The following is a 17,322-nucleotide window of genomic DNA, read 5'->3' on the forward strand; positions in this document are numbered from 1 at the left end:
ATCTTTACTCAAATGCATAGGCTGTGTCATTAGACCACACTGTGTCTTGTGATAATTGTTGTTCAGTTTCATTTAACGCCGCGAGAGCTTTCTTGGCTAGCTCTAGTGTATCTGCGACTTTCATGTCCTCAGGAACACGTTGACCGTCAGTAACATAGCTTAATGGTAACTCATTTTGAATCAATACGCTCAATGCACCTGCAATTGATATTGATTCATCTAATTTTGTTAAAATCGCACCCGCTAATGGAATACGTTTAAAATGTTCTACAGCATCTTGTAAGACACGGCGCTGGCCTGTCGCTGACAAGACTAAGTAACTCCGAATGGGGATCCTACTATTTGCCGTCAAATTATCAAGTTGCTGATATAAGCGCATATCTCGCTGCCCCATACCGGCGGTATCGATTAATACTAACTTACGATTCCTAAATTGATAAAGAATTTGTTCTAATTCGGCTAAATCATGTGCTTGCTTCACCGGACAGCCCATTATTTTGCCATAAGTTGCTAATTGCTCATAGGCACCAATACGATAATGATCTGTGGTAATCAATGCCACCTGCTCGGGGCCATGATGGGCAGCAAATCGAGCTGCTATTTTAGCTAAAGAAGTCGTCTTACCTACACCTGTTGGGCCAACAAAAGCGACCACACCACCACGTTTGACAATATCATCACCTTGGTTGTCGAGTAAGTTAGCTAAGCTTTGCGGTAGCGCTCTTACTAAGTCGGCTGGCGTATAATGTTGACTCAATCCTGCTAGTTTAGCAGCAACTGCAGGAGAAAACTCTGCGGCAATCAATTTACTTTCAAGCATAGCACCAACTGGATCGGTACGCTTTTTTTGGTCTTTCATTAACGATGACACTTGATGGGTCAATAAGTTACGTAATGAAGCCATTTCTTCACGTAACGCGTCCATATCATCAGATTGATTTCTATTAGTTTTTTTAGTGTGTTCAGGCACGACCGGCGCTTTTAACGTTGATGTTGGCTTAGCAGTCTTTGCCCCTTGTAATTGACGCGCCCACTCAGGTAATTCAGGTTCATCTTGGCGAACAGACATTTGTTGTTTCATGCGATTATGCTGTTTTTCAAGCAATGCTTGAAGAGAATCTGCTTCCGGTGGCGGATTTACCTTAGATTGAGCTTTCATTACAGGCTTAGCGCCTATTGAGACGCGATCCTCACTGACATCCATAAAGCTAGTCGTCGGCGCTTGCGATGCAATAGAGGCCTTAGGTTCATCATAATCGACTGCGGCGACAATTTCGATTCCGCCTGCAACTTTTTTGTTTGACATAATGACAGCGTCAGAGCCTAAGGTCTCTTTTACTTGAGCCAATGCTTCGCGCATATCTTTGGCAAAAAATCGTTTAATTTTCACTTATGCACCTCAATAAACTGACGTTATCACTATTGGCCAACAGCAGAAACAATTCTAATTTGTTTCTCATCGGGTATTTCTTGATAAGAAATCACTCGTAAATTTGGAATAGTGTATTTAACAAATCTGGACAGCGTTGACCTCAACATACCAGAGGTCAATAAAATGGCTGGTTGCCCTACCATTTCTTGCTTCTGTGCAGCATCTAACAATGACTGCTGCATGCGTTCTGCAAGGCCGGGTTCAATATTCGGTCCCTCACCGCCAGTCGCCTGCATAGACTTATGCAACATCTGTTCCAACTCTGGCGCCAATGTAATGACAGGTATTTCAAGTTCAGGCCCAGAGATTTCTTGTACTATCATGCGTTTTAGTGCTATACGCACTGCTGCAGTTAAGACTTCGGTATCATTACTCTTGGTGCCGTACTCTAATAATGTCTGCACTATGGTGCGTAAATCACGAACCGAGACGCCTTCGTTAAGTAAGTTTTGCATGACTTTAACAACCGAACCCAACGGCATAATATCGGGTACAAAACCATCAACTAATTTAGGCGAGTTCTTACTCAGCATATCCATTAACTGCTGCACTTCTTCATAACCTAATAGTTTGGCTGCATTATTACTCAATAACTGACTAATATGCGTTGCCACAACCGTTGCGGTATCAACGACGGTATAACCTAATGTTTGTGCATGTTCACGTTGCTCTGGTGTGATCCACACCGCCTCTAAACCAAAAGCGGGGTCACGGGTGTCAATACCGTCAAGCTTACCGTAAACCTGACCAGGATTGATCGCTAGCTCACAATCATGTCTAACTTCAGCCTCACCTACCACCACACCCATTAAGGAAATACGATATGCATTTGGCGATAAGTCTAGATTGTCACGAATATGCACCGCTGGCACTAAAAAACCTAATTCTTGTGACAATTTTTTACGCACACCTTTGATTCGGCCTAATAACTCACCACCCTGAGACTTATCAACCAATGGAATTAACCGATATCCCACTTCCAGACCGATAGTATCAACATGACGCACATCATCCCAACTTAACTCTTTAGGTTCTTTATCTCTAGCTTCTACTGGCCCTTTGGTCGCCAGTGTCAGTGCCGCTTGTTTTTTGTCAACATTCCGCTTGTAGACAAAGTACGCTGCACCAGCAGTAATCAATGCGAAGGTCAAAAATGCCACATGAGGCATTCCAGGCACAATACCCATGATAAACAGTAACCCAGCAGCAATGGCTAATGATTTGTGACTGTCAAACATCTGACTAAACATCATTTGGCCCATATCACCAGATTCATTTTGACGCGTTACCATTAACGCGGCTGCAATTGATAATAATAAACCGGGAATTTGTGCAACCAAGCCATCACCGATGGTCAACAAAGTATAAATTTCTACTGCACTAGAAAAATCCAGATCATGCTGAACGATACCAATCACAAAGCCACCGAGTATATTAATGACAAGAATCATAATACCGGCGATAGCATCACCTTTAACGAACTTTGAAGCACCGTCCATCGCACCATAAAAGTCGGCTTCACGAGTCACTTCAGCACGGCGAATACGCGCCTGGTCTTGGGTTAAAGTGCCAGCATTTAAATCAGCATCAATGGCCATTTGCTTACCCGGCATAGCATCCAAGGTAAATCGAGCACTCACCTCAGCAATACGCCCCGCACCTTTAGTTACCACAGCAAAGTTAATGATAATAAGAATAATGAACACCACTAAACCAACCGCATAGTTGCCGCCAATAACCACAGAACCAAAGGCTTCAATCACTTTACCCGCAGCATCACCACCATTATGACCTTCGAGCAATACAATACGGGTGGAGGCAACGTTAAGCGCGAGTCTTAATAAAGTAGCAACCAGTAAGACTGTCGGAAATGCAGCAAAATCAAGGGGTCTGTCTGAATAAATAGCAACAAGTAACACAACTAATGCTAACGCGATATTGAATGAAAATAGGATATCGAGTAAAAAAGCAGGAATGGGTAAAACTACCATCCCAAGCGCAGCAAGTACCAATAAAGGTGTACCGATACCTTTAAATGTCGATGGTCTTATTTGTTTAAACTGCCCGAAAGCTGCTTTTGCATCCATAGAGGGGAACCCTTTGTATAGTCTATTGCGAAATACTATGTTTTTATTTGACGCTAATAAATCTACAAAGCAAAAACTAAGCCACTATTAGTTATAGCATCATTCATAACGTCGCGATTTGACTGATATAGGGTTGATTAATGTTTTAAATCATCAGGAATAGGTTGATTAATAGGAATGGGTTTAGGCCGACGACCTTTGCCTTTTTGATATTGTCTTAGCTGAAAAACATACGCGAGTATTTGTGCTACTGCAGTAAATAGGCCTTCTGGAACTTGCTGGTCTATTTTAGTTGTGTGGTAAATAGCACGGGCAAGTGGTGGAGCAGAAACAATAGCAACATTATGTTCACGAGCAATTTCACGTATTTTAAAAGCAACATCGTCGACCCCTTTAGCGATTAAAAAGGGTGCAGAAGAACGACTTACATCGTATTTAACCGCCACAGCATAGTGTTCAGGGTTGACCACGATAACATCAGCATTAGGTACCTCGGTCATCATGCGTCGTTGCGCCAGCTCTTGCTGCATTTGTCTTATGCGGCCTTTAACTTCAGGCTTACCTTCAGTGTCTTTATATTCATCTTTAACTTCTTGCTTGGTCATTTTTAACTGTTTGTTATGATTCCAAATTTGAAATGGCACATCAATAACAACAATCAATAGCATAGAGCTACACAGTAAAATAAACATCCAAATCAACAAATCTAAGGCGTGATAAACATTACCAGGAAGATGATCGCTAGACAGAGTCAAAATATCATAGAAATAAAAACTAAGAAGGAAATATGCAGATAGCGCTACCACAGAAAATTTAGCGATACCCTTTGTAAGTTCAACTAAGGCTTGAGTACCAAACATGCGTTTAAAGCCGCTCATTGGGTTCATTTTACTGCCTTTTGGCATAAAGGCTTTGACTGAAAAAGACATGCCGCCTAAGGCAATATTCCCCAGAAAAGACACGAATGCCAATAAAGCAATAAAGCTGATCAACGGCCAAGCAAGCTCATTGCCAACAACGCCCCAAACCCGAAACATGGAATTAGTATCAAAAATTTGATCGCGTTCCATTGAAAAAACTTGCTTCATAATGGTATAGAGACTTTTGGCGATAGCAGGTCCTGTCATCGAAAACCCTATCGATGCAGCAAGCAATACAGCTGCAGTACCTAACTCTTTAGAGCGAGCGACTTGACCTTTTTCACGTGCTTGTTCAAGTCGCCTTCCTGTGGGGTCTTCTGTGCGTTCTTGACCGCTATCACTTTCTGCCATTTATGCCCCCTAAAAAACCACTGAACCATCAATTTGACATTGAAGTAGCAATAGATCACACATGAGCAGCTGTGCAGCCAGCCACACTTCATCAAAATGCGCCATGATCGGGGCTAACGTTAACCATAAAATCAATAAACCGCTAACCATAGTGACCGGAAAACCAATCGAAAAAATATTTAATTGCGGTGATGCACGAGTCATCACACCAAAGGATAAATTGATTAGTAGTAAAGCAATAATCGCAGAAATCGACATCGTTAAGGCTGAACCGAACATGAAACTGCCCCAATCAGCAAGGGCACGGTAATTAGCAATTGATATGCCTTGATTTGAAATTGGAATCGTTTCAAAACTGGCTACCAACATCCGCAACATCAATAAATGTCCATCTACGGCTAAAAAAATTAATGTGGCGAGCAATAGAAAAAAGTTACTCACTACGGGTGTTTGCTCACCGGATCCCGGATCTACCATAGAGGCAAAACCTAAACTGGTTTGCATACCAATAATTTGCCCCGTTAACACAAAAGTTTGCATTACCATTAAGGTGACAAAACCCATAGTGACCCCGATCAAAATCTGCTGAGCAATGACAAAAACGGAACTTAATGCCATTAACTCGATATTTTCAATAGGAGGCAGCATAGGCGCAACGGCCATAGTTATCGCAACAGATAACATCAGTCGAACTCGAGCGGGAGTAGTATTAGCGCCAAACACAGCCATTACCATGAGCATGGATGAAATACGAAAAAAAGGCAAAAGATAGGCCGCAATTGTTTGACTGATTTCATCAAACAAAATATCCACAACTTAACCTATAACCTGTGGGATGAGGTTGACCATCTCATAGAAGAAATCCATCATAGTTTGCACTAGCCAGTGGCCTAAAAACATCAATGCAAATAAGGTCACGAGCAAACGTGGTAAAAAACTTAAGGTTTGCTCGTTAATTGAAGTCGCCGCCTGAAAGACCGCCACAATCAAACCAATAAATAAGCCAGGCAAAATAATCGCTGACACAATCAGTACGATAACGGAGAGTGCTTCTCGAAAGATATCAATGAGCGATTCTGGAGACATAAATACGAGGCCTTATATTCCGAAACTATTCGCTAATGTGCCCATCACAAGACCCCAACCATCAACCAGTACAAACAGCATGATTTTAAAGGGTAACGACACAATCATTGGTGACAACATCATCATCCCCATCGCCATTAAAATACTGGCAACCACTAAGTCTAGTACTAAAAAAGGCACAAACAGCATAAAGCCAATTTGGAATGCCGTTTTAAGCTCACTAGTAATAAATGCAGGAATAACAACGCTCATTGGCGTTTGTTCAGGAGATTGAATGTCTTTATAGCCTGATATTTCAATAAAAGTTTGTAAGTCTGTGGTGCGAACTTGCGACAGCATGAATGTTTTAATTGGCTCTTTGCCAACGTCATAAGCTTGGGTTAATGTCATGGTTTCATTGATATAAGGCTCTACCGCTTCAGCATAAATTTTATCAAACACGGGCGCCATAATAAAAAAAGTCATAAACAAGCTAATCCCAATCAGTACCTGATTCGACGGTGTTTGTTGTAACCCCAAAGCTTGTCTTAATATCGATAACACCACAATAATACGGGTAAAAGAGGTTAGCATAATCACCATGGCAGGAATAAAGCTCATTGCCGTCATCAGCAATAAAATCTGCATGGTTACCGAATATTCAGTGGTTCCATCAGCACCAGTTGTAACCGTCAACGCAGGTAATACCCCGTCTTGAGCCAGTGCAGAGGGTGATAGAACAACGGCCACTAACGTCAGTATCGCCAACACCAATACCATTATGTACTTATTCATTATTGCTGTTCCTTGGCTTGTTTTAGGCGACTGGCAAACGAGGAAAGTGGAACGTCGACAGGGGTAGATAACTTATCGATAAGATTAATCTGTTGCGAAGTCACGCCAAGTAAATATTGCTGACCATTGACCTCCACCAATACCACCTTTTCACGCTGTCCAATGGGCGTCACAGCAATCGTTTTAATGATTCCACCATTTGATGGGACTAACTTAAGACGTTTCACAATATACGCTAACAAGAAAATCAGCGCCAAAACGACGATTAATCCACCAACCATATTCGCTAAGGTTGCAACATTAGAGGTTTCGGCGGGCCGAACTAAGGTGTTACTAGCTAAAGTGCTAGACATTGCAGGGGCGCTTAATGCCTCACTCATGATGCCGAGCATTGGTATCATATTAGCCACTGTGATTCCTTGTGATAGTTAACCCACTAAACAAAGACTCAATGAATACTGATCTCTGCTTCGTTAGTGTAAATGGTTATTTTAACTTTTTAATACGTTCAGTCTGGCTAATAACATCAGTTAAACGAATACCAAATTTGTCATTAACGACCACCACTTCCCCATGGGCAATCAAGGTGCCATTAACCATAACATCCAGAGGCTCACCTGCGACGCGGTCAAGCTCAACAACAGAGCCTTGGTTCAACTGGAGTAAATTTCGAATGCTAATAAAACTTCTTCCAACTTCCATAGAAATGGTCACAGGAATATCTAGGATACCATCCAATTTTGCCGCTTCTTCTTTAGAAATAGGCTTGGACTCGTCGACTAACTCATCTAATTCGACATGTTCCGCTTCTTCTAAAGCCTGTTCAGCCATTGCTGCAGCCCAGTCATCGCCAGTATCTTCTGTACTCATTTACTTCACCTTATAAGTCTGAAATATCACGCGACTTGCCTTTGCGAGTCACTAATTGCAGCTCTGTTTTAACCGTTTCTGGCCGCGGGATTTTCTCACTGATTTTTAATGCTAAGTTATCGCGTGATTTACCCATTTTACAGCGGTAAGTTGGTAAGCCCTCTATTCGCATCATAATATGTTCAGGCAAATCAATCGGAATAATATCACCCGCTTTAAATCCCATCACATCACGTAAAGTCACTTCATGCTCAACCACATTGACATCAAAACCAACTTGCACGTCCATGATCTCATCACGTAATGCTTGCGACCAGCGCATATCGGTATCTTGTTTATCACTTTGAACACCGGCATCGAGTAATTCACGTATTGGTTCAATCATCGAATACGGCATAGTGATGTGGAAGTCTCCCCCCCCACCATCGACTTCGATGTGGAATGAGTTAATCACCACCACTTCTGTTGGACTGACAATGTTGGCCATGGCAGGGTTCACTTCAGAATCGAGGTATTCAAACTCCACGTCCATTACCGGCGCCCATGCTTCTTTGTAATCTTCAAAAATAATTTTAAGCAGTAACTGGACTATTCGGCGTTCTGTTGGAGTAAATTCACGACCTTCAATTTTGGCATGAAAACGGCCATCACCACCAAAGAAGTTGTCGACGAGAATAAAGACTAGTCTTGCTTCCATGGTAATTAACGCTGTGCCTTTTAGTGGACTAAAACGCACCATATTTAAACTCGTTGGAACAAATAGCGTATGTACATACTCACCAAACTTAAGCATTTGTACGCCATTAATTGACACTTCTGCAGCGCGACGCATCATGTTAAACATACTGATGCGTAAATGCCGAGCAAATCGCTCATTGACGATTTCAAGCGTTGGCATACGACCGCGCACAATACGATCTTGAGATGAGAAATCATACGATCGTGCATCAGCACTATCTTCTACAATGTCATCATCATCATCGTCATCGACACCATGTAATAGCGCATCAATCTCATCTTGGCTTAATAAATCACTCACATTATCGCCTTAGCAGTTAACGCTTTTAGTTATTGCATGACAAAACCAGTAAACAGGACTTTCTCTACCACTTTAGTTCCTGTTATTGGTTGCAGCGTATTCTGAACATTGAGCAAGGCTAACTGGCGCAGCTCGTCTTTACCGGCTTGGGTACTAAGCTTTTGCACATCAGCAGCACTAAAGGTCGTTAATAACGCATCTTCAATTAAAGGAATATGTTTTTGGGTCAATACACTATTACTTTCACCACGCACCATTAATTGGACTTTTATTTCAACTAAACGAGCACGGTCAGCGCCTGGTAAATTAAATAAAAAAGGTCTTGGCATACCGACATACTCTGCTTCAGAACTGACTATCGGCGCAGCGGGATCGGCAGATGCATCACCACTGACGTCGGTAGCGGCAGGCTCGTCCGAGCCCATAAAAAACCACAATCCGCCGCCAATAAGCAAAACTAATACTAAACCAATGCCACCAAAGATGAATAGTTTCTTGTTTTTTTTACCGGCGTTAGGTGTGTCGTTTAACTCTAATTCTTGTTCAGGCATTATGGTTCCTAATCAACATTGTGATTAACATTATAACTTAACTGAATAACTCGTTATTCTTGAAAAGATATATTAGTGCTATAGGTTACCTGCTTAAGCATAATAATCTATAGCAGAATGTAAACTCCTTGATGGATTTGTCATCAAGCTAGGCTCTTGTGCTGAAATTTCATCCAGTTGCGTATCTCCAGCGGCATGATCACCAGATTGTCCTTGCTGATCACGTCCCCCGTCGCCTTGAGAAACCTGACTGTCTGTTAGTTGTAATCCTTCTTGGGCAAGCATATCGCGTAATCGAGGCATTGCTTGCTCAACAATATCACGGGTTTGCGACTGAGCAACATGAAACTGTACTTGGGTTTGATCACCATGAATTTGAATTTTAACGGTTAAATGCCCAAGTTCCGGCGGATCTAAACGAATTTCAGCTTGCTGAATACCATTACTGACCATAGTAATTAACTGCTGCTTCATGACCGGAGAAAAGCGCTGGATCATCTCTTGCATTTGCGCACCATGATCGCCTTGCGGTTTCAACGATAACTGAAATTGTGGTACATCACTTTTATGTATCGGAGTAAAACTACTCTGATTTTGTAAAGCCTTAGTGTCGGTATCACCGATATCATTCACTGCGTCTAAACCCAAGTTAGCCGAATTTATATTGGCTGACAGTTCTCCTGATGTACGCTTGGTCGCTAGGGAATCATCTAGGACCACAGAAAAATCAGCTTTTGCCAGTATTTTGGCATTATCAGTATCTGATTGAATATTGCCATCAATACCAGTGCTATCACCTAAAATCGTCTTAGGGTCGGCAGATATCGCTGAAGAAGATGCAAGAGTGGAGCTAGCCTCCAAAAAACCGGTGCGATCTAATTTAACAACCGCAGAATTAAGACCCGCAGAGCCAGTTTGGCCTGGAACGGTGACACTGGCGGCAATTGATTTATCAATTTGGTTTTGTTCTTCAGATCTAAGGATACTTTTTGGGGAATCGTCACTACTGTCTATATCTGCAGACACCATCGCTAGAATGGATTCATCAACAACAGGCGCTTGTAAATTAAAGTCATTAATTAACTCGCTTAAACCCTTAATGTCTAGTGCTTGTAAATCATTTTCAGATGAATTGGCAAATGCCATTAAGCTGGATATATCTTCAGGGCTAAGCTGAGAAAGAGCTTCTTTGGTAGAAAGAGAGTCAGCGGGTAAATCAATAGCATCAGTGAGTAACGCCTCCATCTCTGACTGACTATCGCTATTCAGCTCATCAATAATACTACTGTTAGGGTCGATCAAAGATATCGCGTCAAAACCAATATCTAATGTATCCACATGCGGCAATTCATTTCCGCCAGAGGAATGACGTTTATTTAATGCATCAGCCATATTAAGCTGAGCAAAAATCAATTCAACATCAGCATTTTCTTCAGTAGGTAAATCATGGTCATCAGCATTTTCTTCAGTAGATATATCAAGGTCATTGGCAGCATCGACTTGATCCATTTCAGCGTCTAACGATACAGGTGCACTATTGGGGGTAGGCCGCGAAGCAAGTTCGGATTCACTCGCTTGATTAAAAGCAGACAAGAATGATGTATTTTCAACACCTTGCATATTTCCTTTTGTACTAAGATCAGCAGATTTACTGCTATTTCCAAGTAAGATATTGCTCATCTGCTGCATAATCAGCTCCACTCAATCAAACAAAGTTAGGTCATTATCGTCTAACAAACAGCTATCAAATTACCTCGATGAATCATATGTCGATATTAGGTAATATCAATAGAGTCATTACAAACCTCATCATGAGGTTTCCACTGTCGCTTCGCTGACGATTTCTATTCCAATGTAAACTTAAATTTATATTAAGCAATTTAAGTGCCAATAAATATTAGTTGATAAAGTTTAGAGAATAAATAGAGTTTGAATGCGAACCAATCAAAAGGGACTGCGGTAAAACGAGTGATAGATTTGGAGGCTATGACTTAATTGATTTTTGACGGTAATATTGTTGCATAGCAAACTCATCTGACATTTTTTGTTCACGTTTTGTTTCTACGACCATAGCCTTTTTGGCTTTCTGAGCGAGTAACATTTCTACCGCTTTGCGTTTTTGTTGTTTTTCTTGCCAGTGAACTTGACGGTAACCCACTTGTTTTTCGGCATCTTTAACCGCTGCCACTTGTTGGGTAATAGCGCTATCAACTTGACGAATAAACTGATGAAACTGATGGTACTGATTAGCACGTAATGTCGTGCCCGTGTGCCCTTCCATCTGCTTCATGTAATCTAAACGGTAATTGTTTAGCGCATCGAGCTGCCCTTGACGTTTTTGTTTTTCAAATTGAGCCGACTTGAGCTGCAATGCCGCTTGTTCCTCGGCAGCAGTCGCTAGCTTCAATACCGTTAATAATGGGTCTGTGCGAGTCATCTAGGTTATCCCTGACATTGAGCGGCAATTTGAGTCAACATCACTCGGCTTTCTTCAAATGAGACAGGTTCTTTAAACCCTTGACGTAAAAAAGCATTCATTGCAGGTTGTAAACGTATCGCATTATCAATCCGAGGATCACTGCCTTGTGAGTACGCGCCAATTGAAATCAGGTCACGATTTTGCTGATACAAAGAATACATCTGTTTAACTTTACGCATCGCCTCTAAGTGTTCTCCACTTATCACCATTGGCGCAACACGGCTAATTGATGCTTCCACATCAATCGCGGGATAATGACCCGAATCGGCAAGTTGACGAGATAGCACGATATGGCCGTCTAAAATCGCTCGAGAAGCATCTGCAATCGGATCTTGTTGATCATCACCTTCGGTCAATACAGTATAAAAAGCCGTAATAGAACCTTGTCCAGCGCCGCCATTACCGGCGCGCTCAACTAAACGGGGTAACTTAGCAAACACAGAGGGTGGATAGCCTTTGGTTGCTGGCGGTTCTCCTACCGCAAGCGCCACTTCACGTTGCGCTTGGGCATAACGTGTCAAGCTGTCCATTAACAATAAAACATCGTAGCCTAAATCACGAAAATATTCGGCTATACGAGTCGATGTTTCACAGGCTCGTAAACGCATTAATGGCGAAGTATCTGCCGGGGCAGCCACTACAACCGAGCGGGCACGACCTTCTTTGCCTAAAATTTCTTCAATAAATTCTTTAACTTCGCGGCCACGCTCGCCGACTAATCCCACCACAATAATGTCGGCTTTAGAACCTCGGGTCATCATGCCTAGAAGCACACTTTTACCTACCCCAGAGCCAGCAAACAGCCCCATTCGCTGACCTTTACCTACGGTTAACATCGAATTAATGGCACGAACACCGACATCTAATGGTTCGGTAATGGCACGTCGAGACAATGGATTAATGTAAGGACCATGACGGGCTGCGTATTGATCCGTATTCAGTGGCCCCAAACCATCTAACGGCACGCCGCTACCGTCTAATACTCTACCTAACAATGCTAATCCGACATTTAATCCAGATTGCTCACCCAAGGGTTGAACCCGTGCGCCAGGCAAGACACCTCGCAGCTCTTCAATAGGCATTAAATACAACAGTTTGTCATCAAAGCCAACCACCTCAGCAACTAACTCACCAACCATAGTTTCAATGGAACATAAACTGCCCACAGGCGCACGACATCCTGTCGCTTCTAAGGTTAAACCAACAACCCTAACTAACTGGCCGCTAGCGACGGGTCTAAGCGGTAACACGTGTTTATGATGCACCGACAGTTTATTGAGGAGTTTATGTTGACGGGTGGTCATCGATATTTCCTTGAGATAGACCTTTGTTCTGTTGCTGATCGTCATCGCCTGCGCTACTACCCGCTGGTGCACTTGTATTGAGCGTTATATCGTTATCGACAGTGGCACTAGTATCATGCTCAACATTGAGTGATGCAGCTGAGCAATCTAGAACATTTTCAGCAAAAGATTCAGTCGCATTAGTCTTCTGAGCAACATCTGTTTGTCCAGTCTCGAGCTGATTATCTTGGTCGGGAGCAGTATCTGAAGCGGCTTGATCGTCGATTGCCTTAATGCCATCAGCAGACTCAGAGGCTTGTTGATACTCTGTCAAATTATCGACTGATGTTGTTTGATATTGTGGATGAGTAGACTTTTGTTGTTGTACATTTTTAGCTATCTGATTCGACTGAGCATCCAATTCACTAAATACTTGATTGATACGTTGCTCGACGCGTAAATCAACGGAGGAGCGGACACTTTCAATAATACAGTCGCCATTTGATAAAGTAGGATCGATATCAATTTGCCAGTTATTTTTCTGTAATTGTTCAGCACTATAGCATTGGCTGACGATTTCAGCATCGGCTTGATTTAAGCGTAATTTAACCAGTTGTTCTTTTAATGGTAGGGCGTCAACACCTTGGCGTAACGCTGATAATATATGCTCTGGATGCGTTTTTAGTTCGTGACCAATTACCGACTTTGCTAAGCTGATTGTCATGGCGAGCAACTCGGCTTCAATTTCGTTATCAACTATTGATAATGGCAACTCAAATTGAGTCATAATGTGATTAAGTTGTTCAACTAACTGATTAACTTTAGTTTGACCAGCCTCATAACCTTGTTGTTCGCCTTGAGCAAAACCTTGCTGATGACCTTGCTCTAACCCTTCTAAACGCCCTTGTTCCAGCCCTTGTTGATGACCTTCTTGTTGACCTTGCTCAAACCCCTCTTGCTCTGCCGCTGCGCGAATATCTTCGATTTGTGCCATCGTAGGCGGCGCCATAGACTTCTCAGGGCCAGAAACGGGGCTTGGCCGATGAGCTTCAGAAAATTGACCAAATAAATTTGAAGGATCGTGACTGCTGTCTTTGGTAATATCAGGTAATTGCCAATGGCTAAACTCATGCTCATTATCGGCATTGGTGACATCTTTAGGCACTTTTGATTCAGACATAATTGGTCACTTGTGTTATTGAAAACATTGGCTCAAAACAAAATAATAACAGGAGTACAATGTATTAGCTTTACTGACAACAAACGAATTAGGCAAGTAAATTAGGTATATCTTTCAGACATACCTAATCGTAAGATTACAAGAACTCGTCACCGCCCCCCCCGCCTAGCATAATTTCACCACTGTCACTGAGTCGACGTGCAATAGACAGAATTTCTTTTTGTGCTACTTCAACTTCACTGATACGAATAGGCCCCATGGCTTCTAAGTCATCACGCAGTAATTCTGCAGCACGCTTGGACATGTTCCCCAGAATTTTCTCTTTTAAAGCTTCATCTGCACCTTTAAGTGCCTTCATCAAGATATCTTGCTGTACTTCACGTAACAATGCCTGAATACCACGGTCATCTACGTCAATGAGGTTTTCAAATACAAACATCATGTCTTGTATTTGTTGCGCCATCTCTTCGTCAGACTCACGCATAGTTTCCATTATTTGGCTCTCAATACCAGTATCGAGGTAGTTCATAATATTGGCTGCAGCTTTCAAGCCGCCCATTTTGGCTGCTTGCGCACCACCTTGACCCGCAAATTGTTTTTCCATGATGTCGTTTAGCTCTTGCAATGCTGCTGGCTGAACTTCTTCAAGATTGGCAATACGCATCATTAAATCTAAACGGGTATTTTCAGGGAACTGACTAAAAATTTCAGCCGCTTGATCCGGTTCTAAGTAAGACAACACAATGGTTTGAATTTGAGGATGTTCATTTTGAATAATGGTCGCCACTTGGCGGGCATCCATCCACTTTAATGAATCAAGCCCCTTAGCCCCGCTGCCCATAATAATTTGTTCAATTAAGTTACCAGCTTTATCTGCACCCAATGCCGCGGTTAACGCTTTACGGACGAATTCTTCACTGTTAAAACCAATTGAAGAGAATTTTTGAATATCATCTAAAAATAGCTTGTGAACCCCAATGACTTTTTCTTGACCAAAGTCATCCATCGCCGCCATAGCCATACCCACTTTTTGTACCTGCTTAGGCTCTAAGTGTTTCAAAATTGACGCAGCATCCGCTTCACTCAAACTGAGCAACAAAATGGCTGTTTTCTCAACACCAGTAACTAAATCTGGGTCAAATGCCGTTGATTTCTCTGCTTTTTCTACTTTGTCTTTAGCCATTGTCTTGTAACCAGTTTTTAACTACTTGAGTGGAAAGTTCAGGCTCGTTAGCCACTAACGCTCTAATTGCTTTAATCATATCATCATCTTTATGCAAATTAGGTATATGAATTGAGCCATCATCAGCATAACTGTATTCCGCCTCTTTAGTATTGAGCATACCTAAGGTATCTGCTGCATACTGATCTTCAATTTCTGCTAACTCATGTCCAGGACGAACATCATCTGGCATGTTGATCCCATTAGGATTGGTTAGCTTCTTAAGCATAGGACGAACCACAGCCAAGATAAGCACTAAAATAACAATCGCACCTAATGCTAGCTTAATTGCACGCCAAAACCATGGTTGTTCCCACATATCAGGTTCAGGTAACTCTTCAATTAGCTGATCCATAAAGGGAACGGTTACCACTTCAAGAGCATCACCACGCTGGGTACTAAACCCAACAGCGCCCTCGAGTAAACGACGAATATTAGTTAACTCTTGCTCAGTTCTCGCTACACGAGTGACCTGGCCATTTTCATCTACTTGCCCAGGTTTAAAGTTAATCGCTACTGACACACTCACACGGCGTACCACACCAATTTGCTGACGAGTATGGCTGATAGTTGTATCTAATTCATAATTACGAGTCGCTTCTTTTGAAGAATCGCCAGATACGGTTGAAGCAGTCGCTTCACCTGCAACTTGCGGAATATCAGACTCCATCGGCGGTTGATTACTTAGCGCACCAGGAATACCACCAGAACTTCCACCCGTTGAGTTACGTTCAATGGTCATTTCACTTCTAATAGCCGGTAAATCTGGTGAAAAACGTTTTGCGGTTTGCTCTACTGCAGTAAAGTTCATATTAACATCAACCTGAGAAGTAAAGTTCTCTGGGCCTAAGATTGGCATTAGAATTGAGTCAATTTTTTTACGGTATTCAGCTTCTTGTTGCTGCACGAGCTCTTGCTCACGACGTGCTCTTGCTGAGGTACCATCTTGGCTACCTGAATTCAGCAAACGCCCATTGGAGTCAGTTACCGTTACACGAGAAGGCTCTAACCCTTGAACAGCCGAACCAACAATATCAACAATCGCATCAATCTCTTCTTGGCCTAAACCACCGCGGCGCACACTCACCACTACTGTAGCACTTGGCTTAGAAGCATTGCGGGCAAAAACATTTTCTTTTGGTAACGCTAAAATAACTTTAGCACGGCTAATACTTTTTAATTCTTCAATAGCTCTGGCTAGGTTTTGTTCTTGGCTTTGTTTTAAGCGCGCTTGTTCCATACGTTGGCTAACACCAAAACCACTGTCTTGGCTTAAATAATCGTTAGCTTGAGTGCTACTTTGAATCCCCGCACGGCTAAGCAGTAACTTTACTTCTTGATATTTATCTTCAGGTACTTTCACAACATCGACGTTGATTTGATACTCGATTTGGTTTTTATCAAGCACATCTAAGACTTGGATCATCTCAGCTGTTTCCATTTTACCCAGTGGTCGATAATCTGGCTCTTGTGCCCACATCATCACAAACACAGCGAGCGCTAGGCATATCGCTAGTGCCAAAATCATGATCACTTGGCGCATCATATCTGCACCACCGATGCCGCCAAGCAGCCCAGATTTATTCTCTTGCTGGACGCCGCCATCAACTGTTGAATCTGAACCTACCATCATGTCTGTGCTCACAATACGTACCTGCTATATCTAATGTAGTTATATTATTTAGTGCTTAACGCTATCTGCAGCTAAACAGGCATACTCATAATTTCTTTATATGCTTCAACGAGTTTATTACGTACCTGCACCGTTGCTTCAAAGGCAACACCGGCTTTCTCACGCGCAATAACCGTATCAGAAAGGGTAACCGTCGTATCGCCCATGTCTAAACGAGTGGCTAAATTGGACGAGTTTTGTTGTAACTCATTGACAGTGCCCACAGCCTGAGACAATAACTGACTGAAATCGACGCCTGTAGTGTTATTCACTTGCTGAGTAAGATTAGGTCGAATAGATGAGCCAATCGAAGGGGCTATTTCGCCACGAAGTGACTGCATTTCTTGCATTAATGGATTTGCGCTAATCTGCATGA

General features: G+C 42.4%; 17 protein-coding genes. All 17 read right to left on the reverse strand.

Annotation, left to right across the window (positions count from 1 at the left end; genetic code table 11):
* Positions 1-4 precede the first annotated feature (4 nt).
* Positions 5-1,390, reverse strand: a complete 1,386-nt coding sequence (flhF, locus tag H5114_RS00690) for a flagellar biosynthesis protein FlhF (RefSeq protein ID WP_182721940.1) — start codon at positions 1,388-1,390, stop codon at positions 5-7.
* Positions 1,391-1,419: 29 nt separating this feature from the next.
* A complete protein-coding gene (flhA, locus tag H5114_RS00695; RefSeq protein WP_182721941.1) occupies positions 1,420-3,519 on the reverse strand; it encodes a flagellar biosynthesis protein FlhA in 2,100 nt (699 codons plus the stop codon).
* A gap of 137 nt (positions 3,520-3,656) precedes the next feature.
* Entirely contained in the window at positions 3,657-4,790 is a 1,134-nt protein-coding gene (gene flhB / locus H5114_RS00700) for a flagellar biosynthesis protein FlhB (RefSeq protein ID WP_124016937.1), read from the reverse strand.
* A 9-nt stretch (positions 4,791-4,799) separates the two neighbouring features.
* Entirely contained in the window at positions 4,800-5,603 is an 804-nt protein-coding gene (gene fliR, locus H5114_RS00705) for a flagellar biosynthetic protein FliR (protein ID WP_124016936.1), read from the reverse strand.
* A 3-nt stretch (positions 5,604-5,606) separates the two neighbouring features.
* Positions 5,607-5,876, reverse strand: coding sequence for a flagellar biosynthesis protein FliQ (gene fliQ, locus H5114_RS00710; RefSeq protein WP_124016935.1), 270 nt, complete (start codon positions 5,874-5,876; stop codon positions 5,607-5,609).
* Positions 5,877-5,888: 12 nt separating this feature from the next.
* Positions 5,889-6,635, reverse strand: coding sequence for a flagellar type III secretion system pore protein FliP (gene fliP / locus H5114_RS00715; RefSeq protein ID WP_404948336.1), 747 nt, complete (start codon positions 6,633-6,635; stop codon positions 5,889-5,891).
* 14 nt (positions 6,636-6,649) lie between these two features.
* Positions 6,650-7,051, reverse strand: coding sequence for a flagellar biosynthetic protein FliO (gene fliO, locus H5114_RS00720; RefSeq protein ID WP_371697198.1), 402 nt, complete (start codon positions 7,049-7,051; stop codon positions 6,650-6,652).
* Between the two features lie 85 nt (positions 7,052-7,136).
* Entirely contained in the window at positions 7,137-7,520 is a 384-nt protein-coding gene (gene fliN / locus H5114_RS00725; protein ID WP_124016933.1) for a flagellar motor switch protein FliN, read from the reverse strand.
* A 10-nt stretch (positions 7,521-7,530) separates the two neighbouring features.
* Complete coding sequence (gene fliM / locus H5114_RS00730; RefSeq protein ID WP_182698016.1) at positions 7,531-8,559, reverse strand: flagellar motor switch protein FliM; 1,029 nt, start codon at positions 8,557-8,559, stop codon at positions 7,531-7,533.
* A 29-nt stretch (positions 8,560-8,588) separates the two neighbouring features.
* Positions 8,589-9,113, reverse strand: coding sequence for a flagellar basal body-associated protein FliL (fliL, locus tag H5114_RS00735; protein WP_404948337.1), 525 nt, complete (start codon positions 9,111-9,113; stop codon positions 8,589-8,591).
* 90 nt (positions 9,114-9,203) lie between these two features.
* Positions 9,204-10,799 (reverse strand): flagellar hook-length control protein FliK, encoded by a 1,596-nt coding sequence (locus H5114_RS00740; RefSeq protein ID WP_182721943.1) that lies wholly within the window; start codon positions 10,797-10,799, stop codon positions 9,204-9,206.
* A 295-nt stretch (positions 10,800-11,094) separates the two neighbouring features.
* The gene (gene fliJ / locus H5114_RS00745) at positions 11,095-11,547 is read right to left on the reverse strand and encodes a flagellar export protein FliJ (protein WP_182721944.1); all 453 of its coding nucleotides are present in this window, start codon (positions 11,545-11,547) and stop codon (positions 11,095-11,097) included.
* A 5-nt stretch (positions 11,548-11,552) separates the two neighbouring features.
* On the reverse strand, positions 11,553-12,893 hold the full coding sequence (fliI, locus tag H5114_RS00750; RefSeq protein ID WP_124016928.1) for a flagellar protein export ATPase FliI: 1,341 nt from the start codon (positions 12,891-12,893) through the stop codon (positions 11,553-11,555).
* Positions 12,874-14,052 (reverse strand): flagellar assembly protein FliH, encoded by a 1,179-nt coding sequence (fliH, locus tag H5114_RS00755; protein WP_182721945.1) that lies wholly within the window; start codon positions 14,050-14,052, stop codon positions 12,874-12,876. The genes fliI and fliH overlap by 20 nt, the downstream gene beginning before the upstream one ends.
* 136 nt (positions 14,053-14,188) lie before the next feature.
* Complete coding sequence (gene fliG, locus H5114_RS00760) at positions 14,189-15,235, reverse strand: flagellar motor switch protein FliG (RefSeq protein WP_124016926.1); 1,047 nt, start codon at positions 15,233-15,235, stop codon at positions 14,189-14,191.
* The gene (gene fliF / locus H5114_RS00765; RefSeq protein WP_165870119.1) at positions 15,228-16,907 is read right to left on the reverse strand and encodes a flagellar basal-body MS-ring/collar protein FliF; all 1,680 of its coding nucleotides are present in this window, start codon (positions 16,905-16,907) and stop codon (positions 15,228-15,230) included. Before fliF ends, fliG begins: the two co-directional genes overlap by 8 nt.
* A gap of 71 nt (positions 16,908-16,978) precedes the next feature.
* Complete coding sequence (gene fliE, locus H5114_RS00770; protein ID WP_124016924.1) at positions 16,979-17,320, reverse strand: flagellar hook-basal body complex protein FliE; 342 nt, start codon at positions 17,318-17,320, stop codon at positions 16,979-16,981.
* Positions 17,321-17,322 lie beyond the last annotated feature (2 nt).

Source organism: Shewanella sp. SR43-8 (assembly GCF_014163775.1).
In the GTDB taxonomy this organism is placed as follows: Bacteria; Pseudomonadota; Gammaproteobacteria; order Enterobacterales; family Shewanellaceae; genus Shewanella; species Shewanella vesiculosa.

What these genes read in the sequence shown, in the direction of transcription:
- fliH (WP_182721945.1), bottom strand. Translation starts at nt 14,052, where the DNA reads ATGTCTGAATCAAAAGTGCCTAAAGATGTCACCAATGCCGATAATGAG.
- fliF (WP_165870119.1), bottom strand. Translation starts at nt 16,907, where the DNA reads ATGATGGTAGGTTCAGATTCAACAGTTGATGGCGGCGTCCAGCAAGAG.
- fliJ (WP_182721944.1), bottom strand. Translation starts at nt 11,547, where the DNA reads ATGACTCGCACAGACCCATTATTAACGGTATTGAAGCTAGCGACTGCT.
- fliN (WP_124016933.1), bottom strand. Translation starts at nt 7,520, where the DNA reads ATGAGTACAGAAGATACTGGCGATGACTGGGCTGCAGCAATGGCTGAA.
- fliG (WP_124016926.1), bottom strand. Translation starts at nt 15,235, where the DNA reads ATGGCTAAAGACAAAGTAGAAAAAGCAGAGAAATCAACGGCATTTGAC.
- fliO (WP_371697198.1), bottom strand. Translation starts at nt 7,051, where the DNA reads ATGATACCAATGCTCGGCATCATGAGTGAGGCATTAAGCGCCCCTGCA.
- fliP (WP_404948336.1), bottom strand. Translation starts at nt 6,635, where the DNA reads ATGGTATTGGTGTTGGCGATACTGACGTTAGTGGCCGTTGTTCTATCA.
- fliI (WP_124016928.1), bottom strand. Translation starts at nt 12,893, where the DNA reads ATGACCACCCGTCAACATAAACTCCTCAATAAACTGTCGGTGCATCAT.
- fliE (WP_124016924.1), bottom strand. Translation starts at nt 17,320, where the DNA reads ATGCAGATTAGCGCAAATCCATTAATGCAAGAAATGCAGTCACTTCGT.
- flhA (WP_182721941.1), bottom strand. Translation starts at nt 3,519, where the DNA reads ATGGATGCAAAAGCAGCTTTCGGGCAGTTTAAACAAATAAGACCATCG.
- flhB (WP_124016937.1), bottom strand. Translation starts at nt 4,790, where the DNA reads ATGGCAGAAAGTGATAGCGGTCAAGAACGCACAGAAGACCCCACAGGA.
- H5114_RS00740 (WP_182721943.1), bottom strand. Translation starts at nt 10,799, where the DNA reads ATGCAGCAGATGAGCAATATCTTACTTGGAAATAGCAGTAAATCTGCT.
- fliQ (WP_124016935.1), bottom strand. Translation starts at nt 5,876, where the DNA reads ATGTCTCCAGAATCGCTCATTGATATCTTTCGAGAAGCACTCTCCGTT.